Below are 22379 nucleotides of genomic sequence, written 5' to 3'. Positions count from 1 at the left end.
TGGAACGCCGTATGAGGTGAAAGTCTCACGTACGGTGTGAACAGGGGGAAAAGGGAGCGATAACTTCAAACCCTTATCTATCTGTATCAACAAGCTAAAAAAGGCGATCCTTACAGTACAGGTGATCGCTTTTTTAAGGTTAAAATTTGCTTATCGTATAATATCCGCGTTTTGTCGGCAGGACCCCACATCCATCAACTTAAGAAGTATCAGTATGTCCAAGAGCTAGAGATTATCTGTCAGTGTCTGGAAGTTTTTTGCGCCAGAGCCAAAATATCTATTGTCATTTTAAGGTTTATTGTTTCACCGTATCGAAGGGCTATTATTCCGGTTAGTTCAGGGGGCAAAGGGAGATTCGGCGCATTGGTCACCCAAGTGTAAGGTTCAATACTTATAATTTCATCAGCCATCCCCATTGTATAAATGAGCCAGTACTTATATAATTCAGAAGTTTGGATTCGAATTTCATAATCTTTTCTGGAAAGCACTGCCGTATGGGAGTGACCACCGATGGAAAACAATTTCTCCATTTCTATACCTTGTAAATTAATTCCTTTAGTTAATCCTTCATAAGGTCCTAGAGTCATCAATCTACCGGTTGGCATCAGTTCGGAATCTAACTCCCATTCATATGAAACCGGAAGTTTGAACATCCATTTTTCCGGTTCATGATCAATACAAAACCAAGGATGTAATCCGAACCCTACAGGAGCCGTTACTACGCCTCGATTTGTAATGCTTACTTTTTGTGTTAGCGTACTCCCTTTTAATTCGTAAGTCATGCTAAAAAACAAATCATGAGGATACTGCCGCAAAACATCGGGGAAGTCAATCGTAGCAAATGTTGAAGTGACAGACTGGCTGTTACCAATTTGCATAGTGGATGCGACTTTCCATGAATGCAAGGCAAGAAACCCATGGTTATTATGCTTGTTTTCCCAGTTAATGTCTAATTGATAGACTCTTCCTTGGAATTCAAAACGGCCAAAGCGTGTTCGATTCGGCGGAAACAAAACAGGTATACCATAATAAAGTGGTTCATCCTTTAACACGTTGAGATTTTTGGGCTTTCTCAGCACTTCGCGCTGTTTAACTCGATCCCATAATCTATACAAATTGTTGCCCAACGACGGACACAAACATGCAATTAGTTTATCGCTTTGTAATGTATATATTTCAAAACTATCCAGTATTTCTTTCGAAACCATTGAGTGAACCTCCTTCATATTTACGTTAATTCATATATACGTAAATTCTAAGAAACAATCCCATTTAATTAATGAAATGATCAAACTCCCTCATTAAAGTAAGGTTTTTCTCTTGTTTTCTCAGTATTTTATATTTCTTTTTATGAACATCTTGTGGATCAGCAGGCTTTCATTTCTATTTTGGTGAAGGAGGGCGTACTTAAATAAACCCGTCCTCTCCTTTTTACAGAAAAAGGATTATGATGAATAATGTGGTCGCTTATGGATCCCACACGATTCATGGCGGGACATCCTCCCACATCTCACAGCGTCATATGCGCATACATTCCTTCGTTCTGCCTATCCATGAAGCGGGGGCGGCGATGCTTTTTTGCAGGGTCTATGCCCAATAGTTTGATCGATTGCCGACTGCTCCGATCTTCTGATGTTCAAGTCTAAAAGTTAATGACCGGCTATACCTATTCTACTTAAGATCTACCTAACTTTACGCGGCTTCTTGTAAGCCGAAATGAGGGATATCCTTTAACATTTTTTTAGGGCAAAAGGCGATTTGTTTTTTTCCAAGCGTAAACAATATTCGAATTAACTTACAACACAAAGCTATCAGTGATTGTTTCTTTTTCAACGGGTTTTCATTTCTAGTTGTAAAGTATTGATGTAATGCCTTAAGGGCAGGGTTTTTAGAAACCAATGTCAGAATTACCTTAAACAATAAAGTGCGTAATTTAGGTCGTCCTCGCTTCATAAATTGACTCACATCTACATATATAGAGGTGTAAAAGAAAGGACGTGAAAGTATTGAGGATTTATGTCGCTGATGATGGAGATACCCTTAGAAAAATCTCCATAAAAAAAGATGTTGAAATCGAGGAGCTCATTTCTTTCAATCCACACATTGCAAGCCCCGATTTGGATATCACAGGTGGGCATGTAAAACTTCCTGACCTATACCAGCCAATTAGAAACAAGGTAAATATCCCACCTTGCCCAGATAACTCAATCAATTATCAAGAGCAATGGATTCCCCTAACTTCTCTAGAGAAAATGGAGCAAACGGATTATGATGTGCTTATTGTTGGTACTGGGGCAGGAGGAGGAGCTGCGCTCTGGAGATTATGTGAACAATGGGGAGAAAATGGAAAACGGATCGGTGTCCTTGAAGCGGGAGATCTCTTATTACCGACAAATGCGCAGAATATCGCTACGGTAGATCACGAACGTTTATTAAAGTATTTTTATAGTGTAGCTAAATCACCTCATCAATATCCCTCTCCACAAGTTACTGCTCTGGGGGGAAGAACTTTATTTTGGACATCGGTGAGTCCACGTATGCATGTTTCTGAAATTGTAGAATGGCCCGTAACAGTTAAAGTGATGGAGTTCTACTATAAGATTGCAGAAAAGGTCATGGACGTTACACAGGACTTTACCAAAGGATCTTCAATCACGCAAACTTTTTTAAATCGGCTTCAGGGAAATGGTTTTCCCGAATCAACTGATGAACCGATAGCAATCAACCTTGAACCGACAAAATATGGAGTGGTCAATTCCAACGCATTTTTTAGCTCTATTTCTTTCCTTGCTCAAGCCTTGAATCGCTCCTTCGATTTAGCTGTAAAGGCCCGTGCCGTTCAGGTCCTCACTGAAAAGGACAAAGTCATTGGTATAAAAGTAGTATCACCGGAGAAGAAATCCTATTTTATTAAAGCAAAGACCGTTGTTCTGTCAGCAAGCACTTTTGAAACACCGCGTATTTTGCTTCACTCGGGTATTCAAGGGAGGGCGATCGGTCATTATCTAATAAACCATTCTAGATTGGTTGGTACAGGAAAAGTGAGCCGCAACGAGTTCCCGGAGATTTTAGGACCGCTTCGTATTTTAATTCCAGGTACCGAAGATCGTCCCTATCAAGTACAGATTTGGGGACCAGGAAAGTACCCTTGGGTGCATTTTAAAGAACAACCTTTGAGAGGGGAGTGGGAGGTTAATTTTTACGGTTCTGGTAAGGTAGAATCCCAATTTGATAATAAAGTCATCCTTGATCCACTCAAGCGAGATGAATATGGGGTACCGGAAATACAAGTTAATTTTACTTTTAGTAAACAGGATGAGGTCGTTATTCGACAAATGGCAGAAGGTATGAAGCAGGCTTCCTCAGCTATGAATGTCCCCTTGATTTCAAAGGACGGTCAATCGGACGTTTGCCTAATGCCCCCTGGATTAGAAAATCATGAAATGGGAACCTGCCGCATGGGAGATGATCCCCTTACCTCAGCAACCAACCGATATGGCCAAGTCCACGGTGTACACGGCCTATATGTAGCTGACAATAGCGTGATCCCTACCAGTGGTACCGCTAACCCTACCCTCACCACCGTAGCCTTGGCAATTCGAACGGCTGATTATATTATTCATCAATTGAAATAAAGATTTTGATGCAAAAAATAGTTAATAGGAATATAGAATAGCGATACGTAGACATTTTATGTCCAAATCGACCTGCTTTAGCAGGTGGTCGTTTAATGAAAGTTTGCCTCTATTAGAAAATCATTTAATATAAAGCCTGTTAAAAAATTCGATTCAAGAAGCTCTTTTGAAAAGGTTTGCCTATTTAAATGTGTTCGAATAGACAAAGCAAAGGAACTACTATTGCAAAACATATGAAAACTGTCCAAGTTTCTGAACTAGTAGGATTCAAAGGTTCGATTCATTTTTCAACGGTTTTTTAAAAGTATGCTGGCATGCCACCGTGGAAATTTTTAATTTCCAAACGCGTGGTCTAACTCCACCGTCTTTAGACGGTATACGCTTTTAGCCTTATACTTCGATGTCCATACTTAAGGTGTGAGGAGAAAGTATGGACGGATATAAGAAGAATAGTCATGCAGTTTTTGACATCAAGTTTCATGTAATCTGGGTTACAAAATATAGATATAAGGTGTTACGTGGTCCGATTGCCGTAAGAACACGAGAATTAATCAGGCAAGGATGTGAAGCAAGAGGAATTACAATCTTGCAAGGAAGTGTTGGGAAAGATCACATCCACTTATTGTTATCATGTTCACCGAGCCTGGCGCCAAGTAAAATCATGCAGTACCTAAAAGGGAGATCATCAAGGCTTCTGCAGGATCAATTTCCCGAATTGAAAAAGAAATATTGGGGCCAGCACTTATGGGCAAGGGGCTATTTTTGTGCCACAGTAGGAACAGTAGATGAAGAGACAATAAGAAATTATATTGCAAACCAATTCAATGAAGAAAAGAACGACATATTCACGATAGAAGAGTGAGTTTAGTCAAATTTTAGTGTGGTTAAGCATATAGGCCTTTAAGATGACTTCAGTCTTAAGAAACGACTTTAGTCGTAGACATTTTATGTCCAAATCCACCTGCTTTAGCAGGTGGTCGTTTAAGCAGAATATAAAAATAATGATCAGAATCTGAAAATGAATTGAATTGCAACTTGTCAAGCTGTGAGTTAGAACTAGTATCAAACGAGTTTAATAGTGGACAACCTCTTCAATGCAAAATAATTGAGGAGGTTATTTCTTGTTACAGCTGTATCTTTCAAAAAAGTACACAATGATAATGCAACCCTTTTCACTTTTTTGTGAAAAAGTATGTATTAATTTATCTTTACAAAAAATTTATACTTAACATAGTTTGAAAAGGCTTTCAGGAAAAAGATATGGAGGGATAGAAGATGGACAATACTTGGCTTGAATTAGATGGGAAAGTTGCCATTGTAACCGGTGGCGCTTCTGGAATTGGATTGAATATTTCCAATGAATTAGTAAGAAATGGAGTAAAAGTGGTTGTTGCCGATTTGAATGGAGAAGAAGGACAACAAGATAACGGTGCTTATTTTGTTAAGTGTGATGTAACAAGTAAGGAAAGTGTAGATCATACGGTTGCAAAGACTGTTGAATTATTTGGATCAGTGGATATCCTAGTAAATAATGCGGGTGTGAACCTCCCAAGACTATTAGTTGATGACAAAGGTGAGAAGCCAGAATATGAATTAAGTGAAAAAGATTTTGATTTTATGGTGGCAGTAAACCAAAAAGGTCCTTATTTATTTGCACAGGCTTCTGCTAAAGAGATGCTTAAGCAAAAACAAGGTGTGATTATTAATGTTTCATCGGAAGCAGGTCAAGAAGGGTCTGCTGGACAAAGCTGTTACTCTGCTACAAAAGGAGCAGTCATTTCTTTTACTCGTGCTTGGGCTAAGGAATTAGGAAAATACAATATCCGTGTTGTTGCGGTAGCTCCTGGGATCTTAGAAACAACAGGGTTAAGAACAGATGCTTATAATGAGGCATTAGCATATACTCGTGGCGTTACAGTAGATGGATTAACAACCGATTATAGTAAATCAATTCCTCTTGGAAGAGAAGGAAAATTAACTGAAATAGGCGATCTAGTTTCTTACCTCGCTTCAGATCGTGCTAGTTATATTACAGGAACGACTTTAAATATCTCAGGTGGGAAATCCCGTGGATAATAAAGCTAGCGCTGGTTAGGGTAAAGAAGACAGATTTTAAGCCTTTTTGGATGGGACATGGACAGGAAATAGGAGCAGCAATGCTAGTTCATTACCAATTCCTGTTAATGTCTGGCATTCATTTTTCAACAGAAGAGGTGATGAAATGTCTGACCTAAAGATTGAAGGAAGGAATTACCAGATAAATTGAGATAGCCCGAAAAAAAACGTACAGCACCTTAAGTAATCTTGCGGAAACATGGGCGTTAGTACGAGAACGATCCGAAATGACATTAAGCAGATAAATAGTGACTTAAAAAAGTGTATTTTTTGATACTAGTAATTTTTGAAAGCGATTGCGGAGTTATGTAAGATTAAAAAACTGTTCGAATAAATTAATGCACTACACTAGCTTTAAAAGGAGGTTTTATATGATGGATATTATTATTCATTTAGCAGAAGGATTTATGAATTTATTTAGACACGGTGGAGAGGTATTTGTTGATCTTGTAACAGGAATTGTTCCGCTACTTATCATGTTACTAGTTGCGATGAATGCACTAATTCGCTTTACAGGGGAAGAGAAAGTTGAAAAGCTCGCAAAGAAATCTGGAAAAAATCCAGTTACAAGATATTTCGTGTTACCTGCTGTTGGGACATTTGTTTTAGCTAACCCTATGACCCTATCACTTGGTAGGTTTTTACCAGAAAAGTACAAACCAAGTTACTATGCAGCTGCAACGTATTCATGTCATACACACAACGGATTGTTCCCACATGTAAACCCAGGTGAATTATTTGTATTCTTAGGAATTGCAGCCGGGATTACGACTTTAGGGCATGATGTAACTGAATTAGCACTTCGCTATTTCTTAGTCGGTCTTGTAACAAACTTTTTAAGAGGCTGGGTAACAGATTTGACTACAGCATATGTTGCTAAACAACAAAACATTAAACTAAAAGATACAGTTCAATTATAGGTGGTGGAAAAAATGACAACATATCATTCAATTAAAGTTTCAAAAGGCTCGGGGGGATTTGGAGGACCGTTACAAATCACTCCAACACCAGAGAAAAACAAAGTTGTTTATATTACTGGAGGGCAAAAACCCGACATTGCAGATAAGATTGCAGAATTAACTGGCTGTGAATTAGTTGATGGCTTTAAAACATCAGTTCCAGAAACGGAAATGGCATGCGTAATTATCGATTGTGGTGGAACGTTACGCTGTGGATTATATCCTCAGAAAAAAATTCCAACTATTAACATTATGCCTACCGGTCAAAGTGGACCACTCGCAAAACATATCACAGAAGATATTTATGTATCTGGCGTAAAAGTTGATAACATTGAGTTAAGCGAAGGGGCTGAAGTTACTCAATCAACGGTTGCAACGAAAAATAATGAAAATGAAAACAGTAAACCAGAAGGAAAGTATAGTACAAAAAAGAAGATAAGTGAACAACAAGCACCAAAAGGGTTTATGGCAAGAGTCGGAATGGCAATGGGGTCAATTACAAGTGTATTTTACCAAGCTGGACGCGAGGCTATTGATACAGTCATTAAGACAATCCTTCCATTTATGGCGTTTGTAGCCATGTTAATTGGAGTCATTACAGAGTCTGGTATTGGTGATCTGTTTGCAAAATACTTATCACCTTATGCTGGTTCCATTTGGGGATTAATTGTCATCGCACTTATATGCTCCTTTCCACTCCTATCACCTTTTTTAGGACCTGGTGCCGTGATTGCGCAAGTGGTTGGAACTCTAATTGGGGTTGAAATTGGAAAAGGAAATATCCCTGCAAACTTAGCATTACCTGCATTATTTGCAATTAACTCTCAAGCAGCAGCAGACTTTGTTCCAGTAGGATTGGGTCTTGCAGAAGCTGAGACTGAAACAGTAGAAGTAGGGGTTCCATCCGTTCTATATTCAAGGTTCTTGACAGGGGCACCAACAGTCTTTATTGCGTGGTTGGCTAGCTTTGGATTATACGATAGTTAATCCTTTTTTGGGAATGTGAATTCTACACTTCGTAGAATCTTGAAAATATAAAAAAATAATTGAATCAAAAAAGGTAGAATGAAAATACACCCAGGTGTTTCACTTCAAATTTTCTCGAAATAATAGAATGAAATAGGAAAAGATCATAATAGCTTAACTTTTGTTGAATTATCTTCATAATGAAGAAACATCAAGAGTTAAGCTATTGTATTATATTATCCCTTAAAAGCAATATTAAAAAGGAATGGTTAGATTTGTGCGATGAGGAAAGTATAAATTAAATTTTAGGAGGGTGAAAAAATGATAAAGGGACTTCGTCTCCTGCCATTTCTCCACACATTCCTACCTGGCGATCCAATATTACTTGGACTTGGGTTGGATGACTTTAGCATGAGCGCTACTACTAGTTTTGCCGATTACCCTCTTAAGCTTGAAAACGGGAATCTTATATTCTTTATTCAATTGGACCGTATAATTTTTCGTTCCATTGTAATCTGATGTCTGTTTTAACACTTTCACAATGTTGTTGTAACACAGTCTTGCCCTGTTTTTTTGCAGCTAAAATGCCTTCCTTTGTTCGTTCGGAAGTGAGATCTCGCTCAAATTGTGCAATTCCAGTAAAAATAGTAAACAACATTTTTCCGTGTGCTGTTGTTGTGTCCAGCCAAGACTCCTTTAAACTTTTTAAATGCGCCCTTTTTTGTGAAATTAGCTCTGTAATCTCAATCAGATCTTTCGTGGAACGAGATAAGCGAGTTAAATCCGTTACAAAATATTACTTTCCACACCATGTAACAGAAATGGTCGTTTTTGTTACAGCAATTGCATAACAAATACTACTTTATAAAAAAGTAGTAAAGTTAAAAGTTCCAGTTACTCTATTTCGCAATCGGGCCAGATTGGAGAAGATCAATTAGAATGAAATGGAGATTGTGAAGGGTTACACTTAAACTCCCTCAGTTAGATTCTATTTACTCACAAATGCTCGCTAACTGGCAGTTGTGCGGCCGAGCCTAGGTCGTATCATATAGCGGGTGGGATTACCGTCGAGCAAGAACTAGCCACTCACTCGTAGCGAGTCTTGGAGGGCTAAAGGTAACTTTAGTCTTTAAGCGTAGACAGTTAGGTTGCGGGCCGAAAGCCAAATGGTTGAAGGGATTGAGCCCCATAATGTTAGTAAATCGAGAGGGCTGATGTTTTAACTGCGACAGAAAGCAACATTTCATTCTTCGTAAATGGCAAGAAGAATGAAACCTCTCTGGGGTCAGAGACCTTGGCACGTAACACATTGATATGATACGGCAACTCGGGAGACCCTATCGGTCTTTTCTAGATAGAAGAGTATGGTGTACAAACGATACAAAGTAAGGAAACCAAATGCCAGATAGGGAGTCGGATAGCAGCGTACCAATGAAGTTGGGTAATGCCGATGGAGGAAAGGCTGCTACCCAGTTACCACCCTTGCTAGGGACACATTTACTACACACAGAGGTAGGACGAGAAATGGAAACAAAACTAGTAAGGATAGCAGGAATTACAAGTTATTTTTGTGAATGGTAACTAGGAGGAGCCGTGTGCGTGAGTAGCGCAAGCACGGTTCTGTGAGGGGGGAGAGTACAATCTACCGAAAGGTAGAGAGACTCTCTTCTACTCGACTAGTGGAATAATAAAGAAGTAGGCGGAGAAAATACCCTTTGAGGTGATTTATATGCGTGTATTGCTTCTCCACCTAATAGTTGCATTAAAGCAATAATTTCTTTTTTGAGAGGCTTACAATCTTGAAAGACCGAGTTTTGATGCAAGTACAGATAAAAATTGATAGTAAGTAGTTTATTAATATCATAACAATCTATCTACGTAAGGTTAAGAAATAAGAACCTCCAATTGCTAATACTAGGAAAAAGTGTATATTATCCTACACTCTTTTTTGTATTATTAATCCGATTATGCTTTTTCGCCCATAGTTTTTCAATATAACCTGTCCCAAATAGAACTCCAGCTACAATAAACACAAATCCAATCAATTGTGAAGCTGAAAAAGGAACAAAGTTATTAAATATGACTGTTTTCCCTACTCCTATCTGCTGAATCGCTGCATTAAAAACTATATACCCCACACCTGTTGCCACTACCCCTGACACAATAAATAAAAAGTAAATAAATAAAGAGGCTGAAGTCATTTCATTGAATCCTTTAGGTTCAGTTATAAAACTAATAATCAACAAACCTATTGAACCTAATAAGTACATTATTGTTGTTACCTGTTTTGAATCGAGAGTTGCTGTTGCCTAAATAAGTTGAGGGTTTTTGTCAAAAGCTCAACGGAATCATGCGCTGAATTTCTCCAGTTCCATAATACGTCTAAGGTATCTGGAGACAGTAGCATTTCCTCTTTTCTTGTCCCCGAACGTACTAGATCCATTGCAGGGAAGATTCATCGTTCAGCAAACTTTCGGTCTAAGTGTAATTCCATATTTCCGGTCCCTTTAAACTCTTCATAAATGATATCATCCATTCTTGAGCCCGTATCAATTAAAGCTGTGGCTAAAATAGTTAGACTGCCCCCCTCCAGCAACCTACCGGAAAAAGATTGACTTTTCTGCTAAAAACACAAAAGCAATGTGGGATTATGATGAGGGGAAGGTAGCTAGACTTATTGCCCAAATGCCAATGACGAAGTGGGCGAATAGTTCGAAGGGGTTCGTTTCGTTTGATGGAGAGCAGTTTGGTTTGACATTTGAGATTGAGGATTCTTCTTGTGAAAAAGTGTTTGAGTGGACGAAGGAAGTTTGTGAGTATCGGTTGCATCGGTATTTTGAGCGGAAGGGGTAGAGGGAGTAGTTTTTTCTTAAGAGATTAGAGACAAAGTGGAAGGTGATTTTCACTAGTTGGCTGTTGACTAAGGGAGAGAGCAATGGGGTTTTTACTGTTTTTATTTTAGCTGCTTAATTCTCTTTTTATTAACTGTCCATTTTATGGGGTACAGTTCACCTTTTGGGTTTTGGGTTAAGGGTTTTTCACTTATGAAAAATACAAAATAAAAAAGCGTAAATATTTTACGCTTTTGTTGACCTGAAAGGTTGTGGTTGAATAGTTTTTTTCTTGCTGTATCTCAGTGTTTCCAACAACTCTTTATTTGTTCTAGTAAGTTCTCTCAAATGTAAATCTTTTGCAGCGCGAGTTAGATGTCGAGGGGTTGAACCAATATAAGTTATAACTTCTCTAGACATTATACATCCCTCCTAAAATATCTACGGCTAAATCATATTGTTGTCTTTCATCCATTATAGCACTTAATATTTGTTTTTCATAGTTGGCTACTTTTTTATTGCTCCATGTTTCGCCCAATAAAAAGTGACAAGACAAGACAAGACAAGTTCGCCAATCTTTTTTGTGAGATAAACTGTTTGTTTTTCTTCTGAATAGAATATATGCTCTATTTCTCCCATGTTTTTATTGTATGTTGATGATACAAATGAGTTTGGATCTCGGAGCTTAAATTCAGCTTCGGGGCTACTTCCGATATAATCCATTAATTCCATCTTGTCTCCAAACTTCTTATACAGCGTAATCTCTGTACAATCTGAAATGGTTGTTAAAGGGGTATGCATGTAGGCGCTTGCATTCCTTTGAATTTCTCCACCATGTATATAGTCTTTTAAAGTTTTAAGAAATAATTTAAGATTGAGTTCTCCGTTATTTATACATTGTAAGAAAAGTGGAACAGATTCTTTAAAGTTAGATAGTGATTCAAATGCAGCTAAGCGCTTATTTACCTCGTACTGATTATTATAATAAGGAACCACTTCTTGTAATACTTTACTCAGAGCCTCTTTCACGAATTCGCAAATTTCTTCAGATTCTCCAATTGAATAGTTATATGTCCAATTGGTTTGGTCATAAACATCAAATACAAATGACCAGATAAAGTCATCTGCATTTATTTTATCTAATTTATTAGCTAGAGGTGTATTATTATCATTGATATCGTTAAGAACTTCTTTAACGATATCATGAGTATACTGTGGTTCACTGTCGAATTCCTGACGATAATTGTTATAGCTTTCCCAAATGTAATCTTGTAAATGTTCAGTATAGAACTTGTAAATTTTTGAATCAATGACGGGAATAATTAATTTATTTTGCGCTAATGCTGTTGTATATTCAGCATATGTAACGGTGATGTTAGGATCTTCTTTTGTAAGTGAACCTGCTTTATCAGAGATAATTAGGATAAAAACATCACACTCTCTTACTTTTTTTAAGCAATCTTCAATAGAGTCAGATGAATAAAGTCCGAAACCATTGTTTTCGAATAATAAAGGATAGTGTCCCGCTTCTTTTAAAGAATCATTTAGTTTTTGTCTAATTGTCTGAAGCTCGACCTGGGAAGATGAACTAACAAATATCCTTGTAGAGTTACTCAATATATAGCCCCCTTTACAACTATTAATCCATTAATTTTATAATAACGATTGTATTTTACTTGGACAACCTATAAACCAAATCTTTTCGCATTTCGCGGAAGGTGTTTTTTATTTTTTTATCGTTAGATTCGCCCTTAATCATCGTAATTTATTTTTGAGGTGAGTAGTTACAATATATGAATAGAAAAAACATATGATTTCAAAAAAGGGATAAACTGAAGAAAGAATTAAGAAAGGAGTTGTGAAATATGACCAAAAAATATAATAAAGGCAGCCGTAATCAAAATGCACCAGAATTACACGGCAAAGTTCCAGCTAGCGGTGATAACAATAAAGGGAATAAAAGGAAATAAAGGTTGAAAGGTGAAAACAAATAGGTTTAGCAATGTGGATTGGATTGAAATCTAAATATAGATTCTTTATCTATTTAGCATCAAGGGGGAGTGACCAGGCACTCCCCAAAATGAAGAGACCTGTTGTCAACTATTTTGGTAGAGAAATGAGGGGAATCAGAGCGCTGGAGTAGGCAATCTAAAACCGTTATTGTTATCGATATCTACTTTTTATCTGCAAGAACTTATAAATATATTTACGGAAAGTCACCTTTTTTTAAAATCCTCCTATCAAAAATCAACTTAGCTTTATATATAAAGTATGAAGACATACATACGATAGGAGGATCTTTATATGGCTAAATTCCGTATGATTCAAACAGGGTTCTGGAATGACCCAAAAGTAATGGAGGAGATGACACCGGAAGATAAGTTCTTTTTCATGTATCTGCTCACTAATCCTCAAGTGACTCAAATTGGCATCTACCGGATTACAAAGAAACAAGTGGCTATTGAAACAGGCTTCTCAGTTGAAACGGTGCAGCTGTTATTTGAACGCTTTTTGCACCAGCATGAACTCATTCGTTACAATGCTGAAACAAGGGAGCTGGCGATCAAGAACTGGGGCAAGCACAACCTCGGACGTGGAGGCAAACTAATGCTTGATTGTATTCGGAAGGAACTGGAGGGCTTCAAGGATCGTTCTCTTATTGAGTATGTTGGACAAGAAGTGACCAATGAGTCGATTCGAGACCTTTACGCATCCTTCTGCCTTAAAAACGACGATACGTCGACGTTACGTGGACAAGAAGAAGAAAAAGAAGAAAAAGAAGAAGAAAAAGAACAACAACAAGAACAAGAACCATACGCCGTCGTATTCCGTTTTTACCAAGAAAACATCGGAGTCCTGAATCCATTTATCGCAGAGTCGATTGCCCTTTGGGTAGAAGAGCTAAGTCCAGAAGTCGTTATGCTTGCCATAAAAAAAGCTTTGAAGAAGCAAAAACGCTGGGATTATGCAGAAGGAATTTTGAAAAAATGGTCGAATCAAAACTTAACGACCATCCAAGCCATTGAAGCCACCGACACCCACTTTCAGAAGCGACAAACGCGAACCTCCCCAACGGATCTACTTGAACGAGTGAAACGAGGTGATTTTTCATGACAAATGAGGAAGCAGCCGAAGTTCTCCTAACGATCCACGAAGTCTACCCATCCTACGAACTCACGGAACGAAAAATGAAAATCCTTGTCCCGGCCTTACTGCAAATGGATCTTGCTGGGGTCATGAAACGGTTGAATGAATATATCCTCACCAACCCTTGGCCGCCAACGATTTCCGATATTGCCTCTTATCCACTTCCGGAAAACGAAGTGTTGCGAAAAACGCAGGAGTATGAAAAACAGGCGGCTCGGAATCCCCCAACGAAAGAGCAAATCGAAGAATTCCAAGCTCGGTTCAAGCAGCTTGGATTGACGGAGGCAGAAGATGAGTGAGCATCCATCCGTCGCCGAACAAGCTGTTATTGGAGCTATCCTCCTTGAGCCTGAACTCATTAAAGAATGCAGTCTACAGGAAGAACAGTTCTACGAAGCCCGCCATGAGATCATCTTTCAAGCGATGCGAGCCTTAGAACAGTCCGAAACCCCTCCAGATATCGTCGCTGTCGTCACCATGTTACGCGATGTCCTCGATTCGATTGGGGGAGTGGCGTACCTATCTGATCTGATGAATGCCGTCGCTACAACAAGCAACTTCAAGCACTACGAAGAATTGATCCTCGAACATGTTCGAAAACGGTCGGCCATGAAACTCACCGAACAATTCCACAATGAAGCAAATGATGAGTCCATCGATACTCTGATAACGGAGCTCCAACAGATACAGGAGCTGACGATTAAGAAACAACACCGGACGAAAAAAGAGATCCTTGCTGATGTCGTCGAAACGTTGCATGAACCAACCGAGGATCTCTTAGGAAGACCAAGTGGCATCATCGATCTCGATAAAATGACGGGTGGCTGGCAAAAGCAGGACCTGATCATTATCGCCGCAAGACCTTCTGTCGGAAAAACGGCGTTTGCCTTGCAGATGGGAGCTGTCAACTGCCGCAGGGGAGGAGTGACGACTTTCTTTTCTCTAGAAATGGCGGATAGACAACTGGCCATCAGGTGGATCAACGCAGAAGGGCGGATTGACGGGATGAAATGGAAAAATCCGACACGGTTCTTTTCCGCTGCCGATTATCGTCAAGCCGTAAACGCCATCGGAGCCATTGAAAAGTGGGACATGGAAATCATCGATAACCCGAGTATCAAAGTCTCTGAAATTCGTTCCAAACTAAGCGAAATCAAACGTCGATATCCGAACCGAGACCATCTTGTCATCATTGATTACCTCCAGCTCATCCAGCCCTCTAACAAACGCGGAGAAAACCGCCAACAAGAAGTGTCCGAAATCTCACGTTCCCTAAAAGCAATGGCGAGAGAACTCGACGTCCCGATTATCGCCCTTTCGCAGCTATCAAGGAAGGTTGAGTCCCGCCAAGAGAAACGGCCAATGATGTCGGATATCCGAGAATCGGGCAGCATTGAGCAGGATGCGGACATTGTTGCCTTCTTGTACCGCGATGATTATTACGACAAGGAAACGGACCAACCAAACAAAATTGAAATCATGGTCGCAAAACAACGGAATGGACCAGTTGGGACGGTGGAGGTCTTGTTTGAGAAGGAATATGGAAGGTTTGTGAATCTAGCAAAAAGCATAGCTGCTGAAAAACAATAAAAAAGGAGTTCTTACAGAAAAATGTTAGTGGAAGCAGGGGGCTATTTTCCTTTTTTTATGGAGAAAGTTTTTGTTTTTTTCCATTTCGTATGCTTAAATTTGCTATGCTATATACGAGGTGATGATAGATTGGCAGAGCAATATAATGTATTCCATCGATTAGAAAGGATATCAGAAGGTTTGGATCAGGTATCTAAGACTATACGTTCATCAGAAACTGATACCAAATTAAACGTAAAAAATTGGATATTAACGTGGGTTCTAATTCCATTTCATTCTTTGCTGGATTTAAAAGGCTTATTTAAAGGATTCAAGTCACTTAACCTTTCACCTGCGCTTCCGTTATTAGCTGGAACGGTACTATTTCCGTTCGCAAGTTTGATGGTGGATACGAAGTGGTACATATTATTAGGGTGGGGTTTTCTGATAGGATACCTTGTCTCATTTACATTCGTAGCCCCAAGGAGTATGTGTGATTTTTCTAGTGGGTATTTTCGTATAGGGGCCTATTCACTATTTAGAAATCAAGAATACGAGATTTTTAAACAATCCTTGGTGCATGATGATGAATTTTACTTTTCATCCATTCCAAAGCAATTGCAGCTTCTTATGAAATCGGACGAGAACTTAAAATTAATCCATACTCGAATTGATACTTTTCTGAACCAAGAAAAGAATGAATTAGCCCAAAAAATAAAGGTATTGGAAGAAAAGTATGCAGACAAAGAAAAAGAGCTTAAAAAAGTCATTAAAGATTATGACGATGAAGCCAGCCATCTTTTAAAAGCAAATACTGAAGTCCATAAAGCTATGGGATATGTTGTGGACTTTCTTAAAGCGACAAGGTTAGCATTATTAAGAAAAACCAATAACAAATTAAACATAGCTGATATTGCAAATATGTTAGGAGCCGGGGTATCTATTTTTGAGATTAAAGAAGACCACCTTAAAATAAAGGCTGAAGAACAAACCGCTGGAGAACTTCCTGAAATCATCCGTTTTGATGATGAGGCTTTCATAAATTCTCCTTATGTGGATGCCGCTAATAATGAGCATGGTGAATCTTCTGAAGAAGTTGAACTCAATTACTTTGTTATCTCAAAACGGTTCCAAATGAAAAGAAATGAAGAATGGGTAATAAGCTTCCATATAGATGCAGGAGTAGAAAAAGCTTTATTCTTGTCCGTGGGAAATGATATATTAGAGATAAAGGAAATATACAAAATGGTTCATAGTATATGTCTTTTAAAACAAGAACTTGAACCTTAAATTGGAGGTGCTATTATGCCGGATCATAAAGCTGACATTAAAATAGGTGATGTTGCAGTTGAAGTAAAGAGCAGTGATATGAGAGATCGATTGGTAGCAAACCTTCGAAGTCAAACTAGACAATCAAGGGAGAATAGACAAGCTAATGTTGATGGAAGAAGACTGGTTCCCCAAAGACTAGGTGCTGTTGATGCTACTAAAGTTTCTATGGTTGAAGGAGACCCACAAGCGGTATTAATTCAAAATAGAAGTGAACATTTAGCAAAGGACATAATGCGGCTTAGACATAGATACGCAAAAATTTTAGCGGAACAAGCTAGCGAATAAGTAAGACCCCTTTGATTCAAAGGGGTCTTTTATTGCTCAATTTGGGATTGTATTTTTCCGGTAACCACTTTCTACGTAGTTCATTTTGACCAAGTGAGAGCCTTTCCGCGCGTTCAGAGATCAACTCACTCATAGTCTTATCCTTATATTTTAAGTGTTTTTCCAGTGCATTACGTGTCATTTATAACCCTCTCTTCTATAAACAGAATTTCCAATTTGTTATCTATGTATACTGAAAGGTTGTTTAGTTTATGTCTAAAAACAAAAGGAAATAGGGGAACTGGATATAAAAAATAGAAACCCCTCTCCAAATAAATTTTTTTAGGTAAAGACGAAACGGATTATACTACCGGCGACAGTGCCTATGATGATTCCTTTTAAAATTTTATGCCGAATCAAACATCAAGATGCCAAAAGGGGCCACCAGAGCCTTACAAATCTTATTTTTCTGATACATTGTCATTTTAAAAGAAAGCTTGACTTAAACTATAAGGGGCGTTAAGTAGACAATAAACAAATTAGTCGACTTCCATAATTTTGGAAGTCGATTTTATTATAGAAAAATCAACATCAAACGTTAACAGAGCCTAATGAAAACATAAGAATGGAGGAGTATTCAAGAGTTTTTTCTACACTCGTTATACGAACTGCATAGGAAAAACAACGGAATTTGAAGGATGAGTTTTACTTTACAAACGGCTATGATTATCTCAAATAATACTTTGAGGTGATAATTATGAAGGAGCAACCACCGTTTGAAGAATGGGGATATAAGTTAATTCCATCCTCCTATGGAGAACTAAATGAACAGAAAAGGTATTACCGTGTTTCCTATGGTACCTCATTTTGGCATACATCGGAACCAGATAATATTCATCGAGCCTTTACTATTTTTGTTCAATTTGGAACGAATCCTAATTTCAAAGTCGCATTAAAAAAAGGAGAAATTAAGATTTATTACCCTTGCCATATTCTAGATGTTGATATGGAAGATGTATTAGCCACAATGAAGGAATTAAGAGAGGAATATAAAAACAATCATTTAAAACACGTGGAAAACAATTGGCTGAAGTAGAAAAGCTATTAAATTAACGAATACTTATGTTGAAGAAGAATAACTAACAAAAAAAGTAATTTACTGTACAGTACAACGATACTATTCAATAGAATAGATAGGATATTCAACAATCAGGCGCTATTGTTGAAAAAATTCCGGAATGTGATCTCAGAAAATTGAGGTTGCTTTTTTTTGAACACATATACGCTTTGGGTGCCTTTCGATAAGGAGCTTCTACCAAGTGGGACGCACTTTACCAACTGGTGAATATTTAGCATTTGTCGGTTGCACAAGATGCAGCTATTTTTCTGTTAGGGAGAATAGAACTTTCAAACTGGTGAGATTAATTTGAAATAACACAATAATATTAGTTAATAATCAAGTTAATTGGTAAAATGGTAAAAATAGGTTGTGGTGAATAATAGAGTAATAGAAAGGATGTCCTCTCCATGTCAGAAAAACTAATAAGACTAGTCCGGATTATCAATCTCATTCAATCAAGTCCTGGGATTAAATCAAAGGAACTAGCAGACAGGTGTGAAACAACGGAACGAACGATTTATAGAGATTTAGAGATTTTAAGTGCGGCACGAATACCAATTATGAGTGATGGGTATGGAAAGGGAAATCGTTTTGTGGGCAACTTTTCTCTTTATCCTCTTGATTGGACAGAGGAGGAGGCGGTGGCGTTTGGAATGATGCCGAAGATTTTAGATCCGGTCAACCATCTTGTTCCACCGGACTTCTATACCGCCTATGAAAAGGTGATGGCGACTCATCAAAAGGAGAAGAAGGATCTAGAAGATGTTCTTCAGAAAATGGTATCCATCATTCAAATGGGGACACCTTCCTTTCAAGAAGAGCATTCTAACTTCCTCTCACCAGTTATCCAAGCGATATTAAATTCACAAACGATTGAGGTTGTCTATCACACACAAAGTCGTGACGTCACAACAAAACGTTTGCTTGATCCTTATTATTTAATTCCGAGGGATCATCGCTTTTACTTAATTGCGTATTGTCATGAGAAGAAAGGGTTTCGTACGTTTCGATTAAGCCGATTTCTTGAGGTGAAACAAACGGAGGAAACATTCACTAAACAAGACTTTAACCTTAAGGAATACTTCCAACACACATGGTCAATCATCCAAGGAACGGACAAGATTCACTTTAAGGTTTTATTTAGCTCCAATGTGGCCCGTTACATAAAAGAAGAGGAGCTCTTTGTGACACCGAAGTTAACGGAAAAGAAAGATGGAAGCTTGTTGTTTGAGGTTACATTGAACCATGACCGAGAATTCCTGCAATGGATCATGCAATATGGAATGGATTCAGAGATCATTGAACCAATTGAATACCGAGAAAAAATGAAACAGGTGCTGGCCGACTGGTTAAAAATTTACCAATAAAACATTTGTTCGCTGACAATGTGTTGTCATTTCACTTTGTTATCCTATGAATGTAAATCACATTCAATAGGGGAAAACGAAATGAATAAAACAGGGAAATTCTTCATGTCAGCTGTAGTTGCGGCAGTAATTGCAACGGGTTGTGGTGAGGAAGCAACGATTGAGAAGGTAGATGGAGAAACACAAGCAAGTGCAGAAACAGAGAAAGAAGTGAATTGGTTAGAGGAGAAGAACACTCTAACAGCAGAAGAGCAAATGATTAAAAGCTTCGTACAACATTTCTATACGACGGATGCAGAAGCACGTGAAAAAGCGATTGATGATTTCATTCATCCCGATGTTCAACCGTTGTTTCATCTGATGAACGGTTTTACCGAAGAATCTGAGTTCACAACGATTGATTTAAATCAGTTTGCGATTATTGAATCAATGGAGCATGAAGAAGACGGAGAAACGGGGATTCTTACTCTTACTAGATTACAAGGTGAAGACGGAAAGTTTGAAGAAATGTTGTTCTTTATTTACGAAGACAAACTAGGCTAGATCTTTAGCCCTACTGTTGAAGATAAAGAAATGCGTGATACGTATTATGAGTTGCGTACACTTCTATCAGCAGACACACCACCAGAAGATCTGTTAGTCAAATATGAAGCAGAAGAAAGTCAAGAAGCTGAGGTCGATTCATCAGAAGGCAATGAAAATGAAGTTGGTACACGAAACAATCCACTGACAATTGGAGAACGGGTAACTCTTTCATATAACGACCTTTTTCAAGGTGATGTTAAATTAGAAATTGAAATGCTAGAACTCATTAGTGGCGATGAAGCTTGGGAAATGGTCCGCAAAGGAAACGAATTCAATGATGAACCAGGAGAAAATCAGGAATATGTATTAGCAAAGTTCCATGTGAAAGTACATGAGGTGGAAAATGAACCATTTGATTTAAATCATGCCCTATTTGACGCCGTAAGTTCAGGTGGGAATACGTACGATGACTATATTTCTGTCTCTGGACTTGAACCAGACTTATGGAATGAAATGTATGAAGGGGCCGAACGCAAAGGGTATACGTACTTCCTTATTGATAAGGATGATGAAAATCCGTTAGCAGCATTTCAACGACGGTCGGATGCAGAAGTGTGGTTTGAGTTGAGGTAGGGAGTGTGGAGCCAGTTGAGTTGTGGGGCTTGGCTGGTTTTTAAATGTGCATAACATACTCATATTGTTTAGGATTTAAATCTCTAAATGTTAAATGATAAGATTAATGAAATTCAATAGATGAAAAGGCAATAAATAGACAAATAACAATAATAAGAGAGGATCTATTGTTTTTATTTGTAATAAAATGTTAACATTTAAAAAACTAGTCTTACTAAGGGAGATCAAAATGTACGGAAATCCATTTGTTGATTACTTAGATCAATACAACGTATTATCACCAAACCATGCAAAAATTTACGATGAGTATACTTATGATCATGGAAAAGAATCATACACTTTTAAAATTAATACAAAAATAGAAGAGCATCTATTGAATTTGTTTAGAGAGAACCCACACAGTGTTATACTCACTGGTAATGCAGGAGATGGTAAAACTAGGCTCTGTCGTTTAGTTCACGACTTTTTTAGCAATAGTGACTTGGATCATTGGCCGAATTCAGGAATTATTAATGTAACCTTTGAACAGTGTACAATTCGGATTGTTAAAGATTTATCTGAACTAAAAGAAGAAGTTATATATCAGGAATTAAGCAATTTACAAAAGAATATACAAACAAATTATGAAAGTAAAGTGTTTTATCTTATAGCTGCTAACGAAGGGAAGTTAACAAAATTCCTCTCTCAATATGACGATCTGCATTTGTTACGAGAAATGGTTGCTGTTAGATTTAATGATTATCAAAAAAATGACTTATCATTTAGTGTTATCAACTTATTAGATGTTACTTCTTCTGTGTATGTTGACAAAGTGCTCACAGAATGGAATAAGGAAGAAAATTGGAGTTCTTGCTCTCATTGTCCCGTAAGAAAAAGATGCATAATACATTTAAATCATGATAGAACTTCCAAAGAGCACATTCAAAAACGCTTAGTTGAACAGTATAGACTATTGGATTATCTAGGTACTCATATAACTATGAGAGAAATGCTTATTCATATTAGTTATATCCTTACTGGTGGATATAACTGTAAAGATGTAAACGATGCTGATTATCAATCTCTTGAAGAACAAAGTAAAAAACCCTATTATCAAAACCTTTACGGTCAAGGAATAGTTAAGGATGCACTTACTGAAATGAGAGCATTAAAAATTTTCGGGGAAATTGACCCCGGAAGTAAATCGATTTCTTTACTTGATGATTTTATTATGAATGGTGATATCTCAGGACAAGAAGAAGTTGAATTAATGCATAATAAATTATTTAATGACGAGCTAGATATGCAATTTGGTTATTTTAAAAAACGGCTTAATATGTATCGTGATCATAATAAAGAAAGTGATGACAATTTTATTGATGAATGGATCTATAAATTAAGAAGGAAGTTGTTTTTTGAGATAGAAGGAGAAGATTATCTCAAAAGAAAAGCTCTTTTACCTTATCAATATGTACAGGACTTTGCTGAATTATTTGATAATCCACATAAGAAGGCTCAAACACGAAAAGAACTTATCAATGGTCTAAATCGCGCTTTCTCAAAAAAGTTAGTCTCACCATTAAATCAATTACACGCAACTACAGAAAATCTAATGATCCATTCTTCATATAATATAAGGCAACTTGTCATTAATGAAGAACAAGCTAGAAAAGATATTGATCATATACCATCAAAATTCATTCTAGAGGTTGGTAATGAAATATTTCTTTCATTAGATCTTTCTTTGTTTGAATATTTAATGAGGCTAAACAGTGGAGACACGCACAATGTTCTAAAGCAAGATGTTGAAATTCTTATAGATACTTTTAAAAATGAACTGATTAGAATTAGTGATCCAGATCCTTATACTTTAAATATTTTACGATTTGATAAACACAAAGGACTATATATAGAAGATGAAATCTTAATACCGTAGG

At 37.6% G+C, this 22379-nt stretch carries 22 protein-coding genes and 3 pseudogenes; 18 read left to right on the top strand and 7 right to left on the bottom strand.

Translation table 11 applies throughout. The annotated features are described in order from the left end of the window. Positions 1-239: 239 nt before the first annotated feature. Together SAZ04_RS15925 and SAZ04_RS23525 are read right to left on the bottom strand one after the other, a co-directional pair. Positions 240-1208, bottom strand: a complete 969-nt coding sequence (locus tag SAZ04_RS15925) for an aldose 1-epimerase (protein WP_332697013.1) — start codon at positions 1206-1208, stop codon at positions 240-242. A 484-nt stretch (positions 1209-1692) separates the two neighbouring features. Further along, positions 1693-1962 (bottom strand): annotated as a pseudogene (locus SAZ04_RS23525) (IS110 family transposase); the annotation flags it as partial. 35 nt (positions 1963-1997) lie between these two features. Between SAZ04_RS23525 and SAZ04_RS15920 the strand changes: the two are divergent. The 6 genes from SAZ04_RS15920 (at position 1998) to SAZ04_RS15895 (ending at position 8194) form a co-directional block, all read left to right on the top strand. Then, entirely contained in the window at positions 1998-3635 is a 1638-nt protein-coding gene (locus SAZ04_RS15920; RefSeq protein WP_332697011.1) for a GMC family oxidoreductase, read from the top strand. 430 nt (positions 3636-4065) lie between these two features. Then, positions 4066-4497, top strand: coding sequence for an IS200/IS605 family transposase (gene tnpA, locus SAZ04_RS15915; RefSeq protein ID WP_332697009.1), 432 nt, complete (start codon positions 4066-4068; stop codon positions 4495-4497). Positions 4498-4910: 413 nt separating this feature from the next. Further along, complete coding sequence (locus SAZ04_RS15910; RefSeq protein WP_332697007.1) at positions 4911-5711, top strand: SDR family oxidoreductase; 801 nt, start codon at positions 4911-4913, stop codon at positions 5709-5711. A 413-nt stretch (positions 5712-6124) separates the two neighbouring features. After that, a complete protein-coding gene (gene srlA / locus SAZ04_RS15905) occupies positions 6125-6670 on the top strand; it encodes a PTS glucitol/sorbitol transporter subunit IIC (RefSeq protein ID WP_332697051.1) in 546 nt (181 codons plus the stop codon). Positions 6671-6682: 12 nt separating this feature from the next. Further along, positions 6683-7696, top strand: coding sequence for a PTS glucitol/sorbitol transporter subunit IIB (gene srlE, locus SAZ04_RS15900; protein WP_332697005.1), 1014 nt, complete (start codon positions 6683-6685; stop codon positions 7694-7696). A 300-nt stretch (positions 7697-7996) separates the two neighbouring features. Beyond that, positions 7997-8194 (top strand): hypothetical protein, encoded by a 198-nt coding sequence (locus tag SAZ04_RS15895; protein WP_332697003.1) that lies wholly within the window; start codon positions 7997-7999, stop codon positions 8192-8194. A 40-nt stretch (positions 8195-8234) separates the two neighbouring features. Here the strand turns inward: SAZ04_RS15895 and SAZ04_RS15890 are convergent. Continuing rightward, a pseudogene (locus SAZ04_RS15890) lies at positions 8235-8465 on the bottom strand (recombinase family protein); the annotation flags it as partial. Positions 8466-9106: 641 nt separating this feature from the next. Here SAZ04_RS15890 and SAZ04_RS15885 point away from each other — a divergent pair. Continuing rightward, a complete protein-coding gene (locus SAZ04_RS15885) occupies positions 9107-9256 on the top strand; it encodes a hypothetical protein (RefSeq protein ID WP_332697001.1) in 150 nt (49 codons plus the stop codon). A 350-nt stretch (positions 9257-9606) separates the two neighbouring features. Here the strand turns inward: SAZ04_RS15885 and SAZ04_RS15880 are convergent, their stop codons facing one another. After that, a complete protein-coding gene (locus SAZ04_RS15880) occupies positions 9607-9945 on the bottom strand; it encodes an EamA family transporter (protein WP_332696999.1) in 339 nt (112 codons plus the stop codon). Positions 9946-9953: 8 nt separating this feature from the next. Then, positions 9954-10265: pseudogene (locus tag SAZ04_RS15875) on the bottom strand (transcription termination factor Rho); the annotation flags it as partial. 50 nt (positions 10266-10315) lie between these two features. On the opposite strand from SAZ04_RS15875, the gene SAZ04_RS15870 reads away from it, so the two are divergent. Then, complete coding sequence (locus tag SAZ04_RS15870) at positions 10316-10528, top strand: hypothetical protein (protein WP_332696997.1); 213 nt, start codon at positions 10316-10318, stop codon at positions 10526-10528. A gap of 224 nt (positions 10529-10752) precedes the next feature. Here the strand turns inward: SAZ04_RS15870 and SAZ04_RS15865 are convergent, their stop codons facing one another. Continuing rightward, positions 10753-10926: a hypothetical protein gene (locus tag SAZ04_RS15865; RefSeq protein ID WP_332696995.1), complete on the bottom strand. Its 174-nt coding sequence runs from the start codon at positions 10924-10926 to the stop codon at positions 10753-10755. A gap of 87 nt (positions 10927-11013) precedes the next feature. Further along, on the bottom strand, positions 11014-12123 hold the full coding sequence (locus SAZ04_RS15860) for a DUF4062 domain-containing protein (protein WP_332696993.1): 1110 nt from the start codon (positions 12121-12123) through the stop codon (positions 11014-11016). 687 nt (positions 12124-12810) lie between these two features. Here SAZ04_RS15860 and SAZ04_RS15855 point away from each other — a divergent pair. From SAZ04_RS15855 to SAZ04_RS15810, 10 genes are all read left to right on the top strand, one after another. Beyond that, positions 12811-13620, top strand: coding sequence for a DnaD domain-containing protein (locus SAZ04_RS15855; protein WP_332696991.1), 810 nt, complete (start codon positions 12811-12813; stop codon positions 13618-13620). Further along, positions 13617-13952 carry a replicative helicase loader/inhibitor gene (locus SAZ04_RS15850; protein WP_332696989.1) on the top strand — a complete coding sequence of 112 codons (336 nt, stop codon included), beginning with the start codon at positions 13617-13619 and terminating at the stop codon, positions 13950-13952. Before SAZ04_RS15855 ends, SAZ04_RS15850 begins: the two co-directional genes overlap by 4 nt. Beyond that, entirely contained in the window at positions 13945-15243 is a 1299-nt protein-coding gene (dnaB, locus tag SAZ04_RS15845) for a replicative DNA helicase (RefSeq protein WP_332696987.1), read from the top strand. Before SAZ04_RS15850 ends, dnaB begins: the two co-directional genes overlap by 8 nt. Before the next feature lie 129 nt (positions 15244-15372). Next, positions 15373-16512 (top strand): hypothetical protein, encoded by a 1140-nt coding sequence (locus SAZ04_RS15840; RefSeq protein ID WP_332696985.1) that lies wholly within the window; start codon positions 15373-15375, stop codon positions 16510-16512. 15 nt (positions 16513-16527) lie between these two features. Next, a complete protein-coding gene (locus SAZ04_RS15835; protein WP_332696983.1) occupies positions 16528-16839 on the top strand; it encodes a hypothetical protein in 312 nt (103 codons plus the stop codon). A gap of 736 nt (positions 16840-17575) precedes the next feature. After that, on the top strand, positions 17576-17914 hold the full coding sequence (locus SAZ04_RS15830; protein ID WP_332696981.1) for a hypothetical protein: 339 nt from the start codon (positions 17576-17578) through the stop codon (positions 17912-17914). A gap of 431 nt (positions 17915-18345) precedes the next feature. After that, entirely contained in the window at positions 18346-19305 is a 960-nt protein-coding gene (locus SAZ04_RS15825) for a helix-turn-helix transcriptional regulator (protein WP_332696979.1), read from the top strand. 81 nt (positions 19306-19386) lie between these two features. Further along, positions 19387-19848 (top strand): hypothetical protein, encoded by a 462-nt coding sequence (locus tag SAZ04_RS15820; RefSeq protein ID WP_332696977.1) that lies wholly within the window; start codon positions 19387-19389, stop codon positions 19846-19848. 30 nt (positions 19849-19878) lie between these two features. Then, the gene (locus SAZ04_RS15815) at positions 19879-20463 is read left to right on the top strand and encodes a hypothetical protein (RefSeq protein WP_332696975.1); all 585 of its coding nucleotides are present in this window, start codon (positions 19879-19881) and stop codon (positions 20461-20463) included. A 229-nt stretch (positions 20464-20692) separates the two neighbouring features. Next, a complete protein-coding gene (locus tag SAZ04_RS15810; RefSeq protein ID WP_332696973.1) occupies positions 20693-22378 on the top strand; it encodes a hypothetical protein in 1686 nt (561 codons plus the stop codon). The last annotated feature ends 1 nt before the right edge of the window (position 22379 follow it).

Origin of the sequence: Halalkalibacter lacteus (genome assembly GCF_036663595.1) — a bacterium.
Classification (GTDB): Bacteria; Bacillota; Bacilli; order Bacillales; family Bacillaceae_D; genus Halalkalibacter; species Halalkalibacter lacteus.
This window is presented reverse-complemented; position numbering and strand designations above follow the sequence as displayed.

Bases quoted from the DNA above. Each gene is read 5' to 3' on its own strand.
- SAZ04_RS15835 (WP_332696983.1), top strand. From the start codon at position 16,528: ATGCCGGATCATAAAGCTGACATTAAAATAGGTGATGTTGCAGTTGAA.
- SAZ04_RS15865 (WP_332696995.1), bottom strand. From the start codon at position 10,926: ATGTCTAGAGAAGTTATAACTTATATTGGTTCAACCCCTCGACATCTA.
- SAZ04_RS15830 (WP_332696981.1), top strand. From the start codon at position 17,576: ATGAAGGAGCAACCACCGTTTGAAGAATGGGGATATAAGTTAATTCCA.
- SAZ04_RS15825 (WP_332696979.1), top strand. From the start codon at position 18,346: ATGTCAGAAAAACTAATAAGACTAGTCCGGATTATCAATCTCATTCAA.
- srlA (WP_332697051.1), top strand. From the start codon at position 6,125: ATGGATATTATTATTCATTTAGCAGAAGGATTTATGAATTTATTTAGA.
- SAZ04_RS15880 (WP_332696999.1), bottom strand. From the start codon at position 9,945: ATGTACTTATTAGGTTCAATAGGTTTGTTGATTATTAGTTTTATAACT.
- SAZ04_RS15820 (WP_332696977.1), top strand. From the start codon at position 19,387: ATGAATAAAACAGGGAAATTCTTCATGTCAGCTGTAGTTGCGGCAGTA.
- dnaB (WP_332696987.1), top strand. From the start codon at position 13,945: ATGAGTGAGCATCCATCCGTCGCCGAACAAGCTGTTATTGGAGCTATC.
- SAZ04_RS15885 (WP_332697001.1), top strand. From the start codon at position 9,107: ATGAAGTTGGGTAATGCCGATGGAGGAAAGGCTGCTACCCAGTTACCA.
- SAZ04_RS15910 (WP_332697007.1), top strand. From the start codon at position 4,911: ATGGACAATACTTGGCTTGAATTAGATGGGAAAGTTGCCATTGTAACC.
- SAZ04_RS15855 (WP_332696991.1), top strand. From the start codon at position 12,811: ATGGCTAAATTCCGTATGATTCAAACAGGGTTCTGGAATGACCCAAAA.
- SAZ04_RS15810 (WP_332696973.1), top strand. From the start codon at position 20,693: ATGTACGGAAATCCATTTGTTGATTACTTAGATCAATACAACGTATTA.
- SAZ04_RS15870 (WP_332696997.1), top strand. From the start codon at position 10,316: ATGTGGGATTATGATGAGGGGAAGGTAGCTAGACTTATTGCCCAAATG.
- SAZ04_RS15895 (WP_332697003.1), top strand. From the start codon at position 7,997: ATGATAAAGGGACTTCGTCTCCTGCCATTTCTCCACACATTCCTACCT.
- srlE (WP_332697005.1), top strand. From the start codon at position 6,683: ATGACAACATATCATTCAATTAAAGTTTCAAAAGGCTCGGGGGGATTT.
- tnpA (WP_332697009.1), top strand. From the start codon at position 4,066: ATGGACGGATATAAGAAGAATAGTCATGCAGTTTTTGACATCAAGTTT.
- SAZ04_RS15815 (WP_332696975.1), top strand. From the start codon at position 19,879: ATGCGTGATACGTATTATGAGTTGCGTACACTTCTATCAGCAGACACA.
- SAZ04_RS15925 (WP_332697013.1), bottom strand. From the start codon at position 1,208: ATGGTTTCGAAAGAAATACTGGATAGTTTTGAAATATATACATTACAA.
- SAZ04_RS15850 (WP_332696989.1), top strand. From the start codon at position 13,617: ATGACAAATGAGGAAGCAGCCGAAGTTCTCCTAACGATCCACGAAGTC.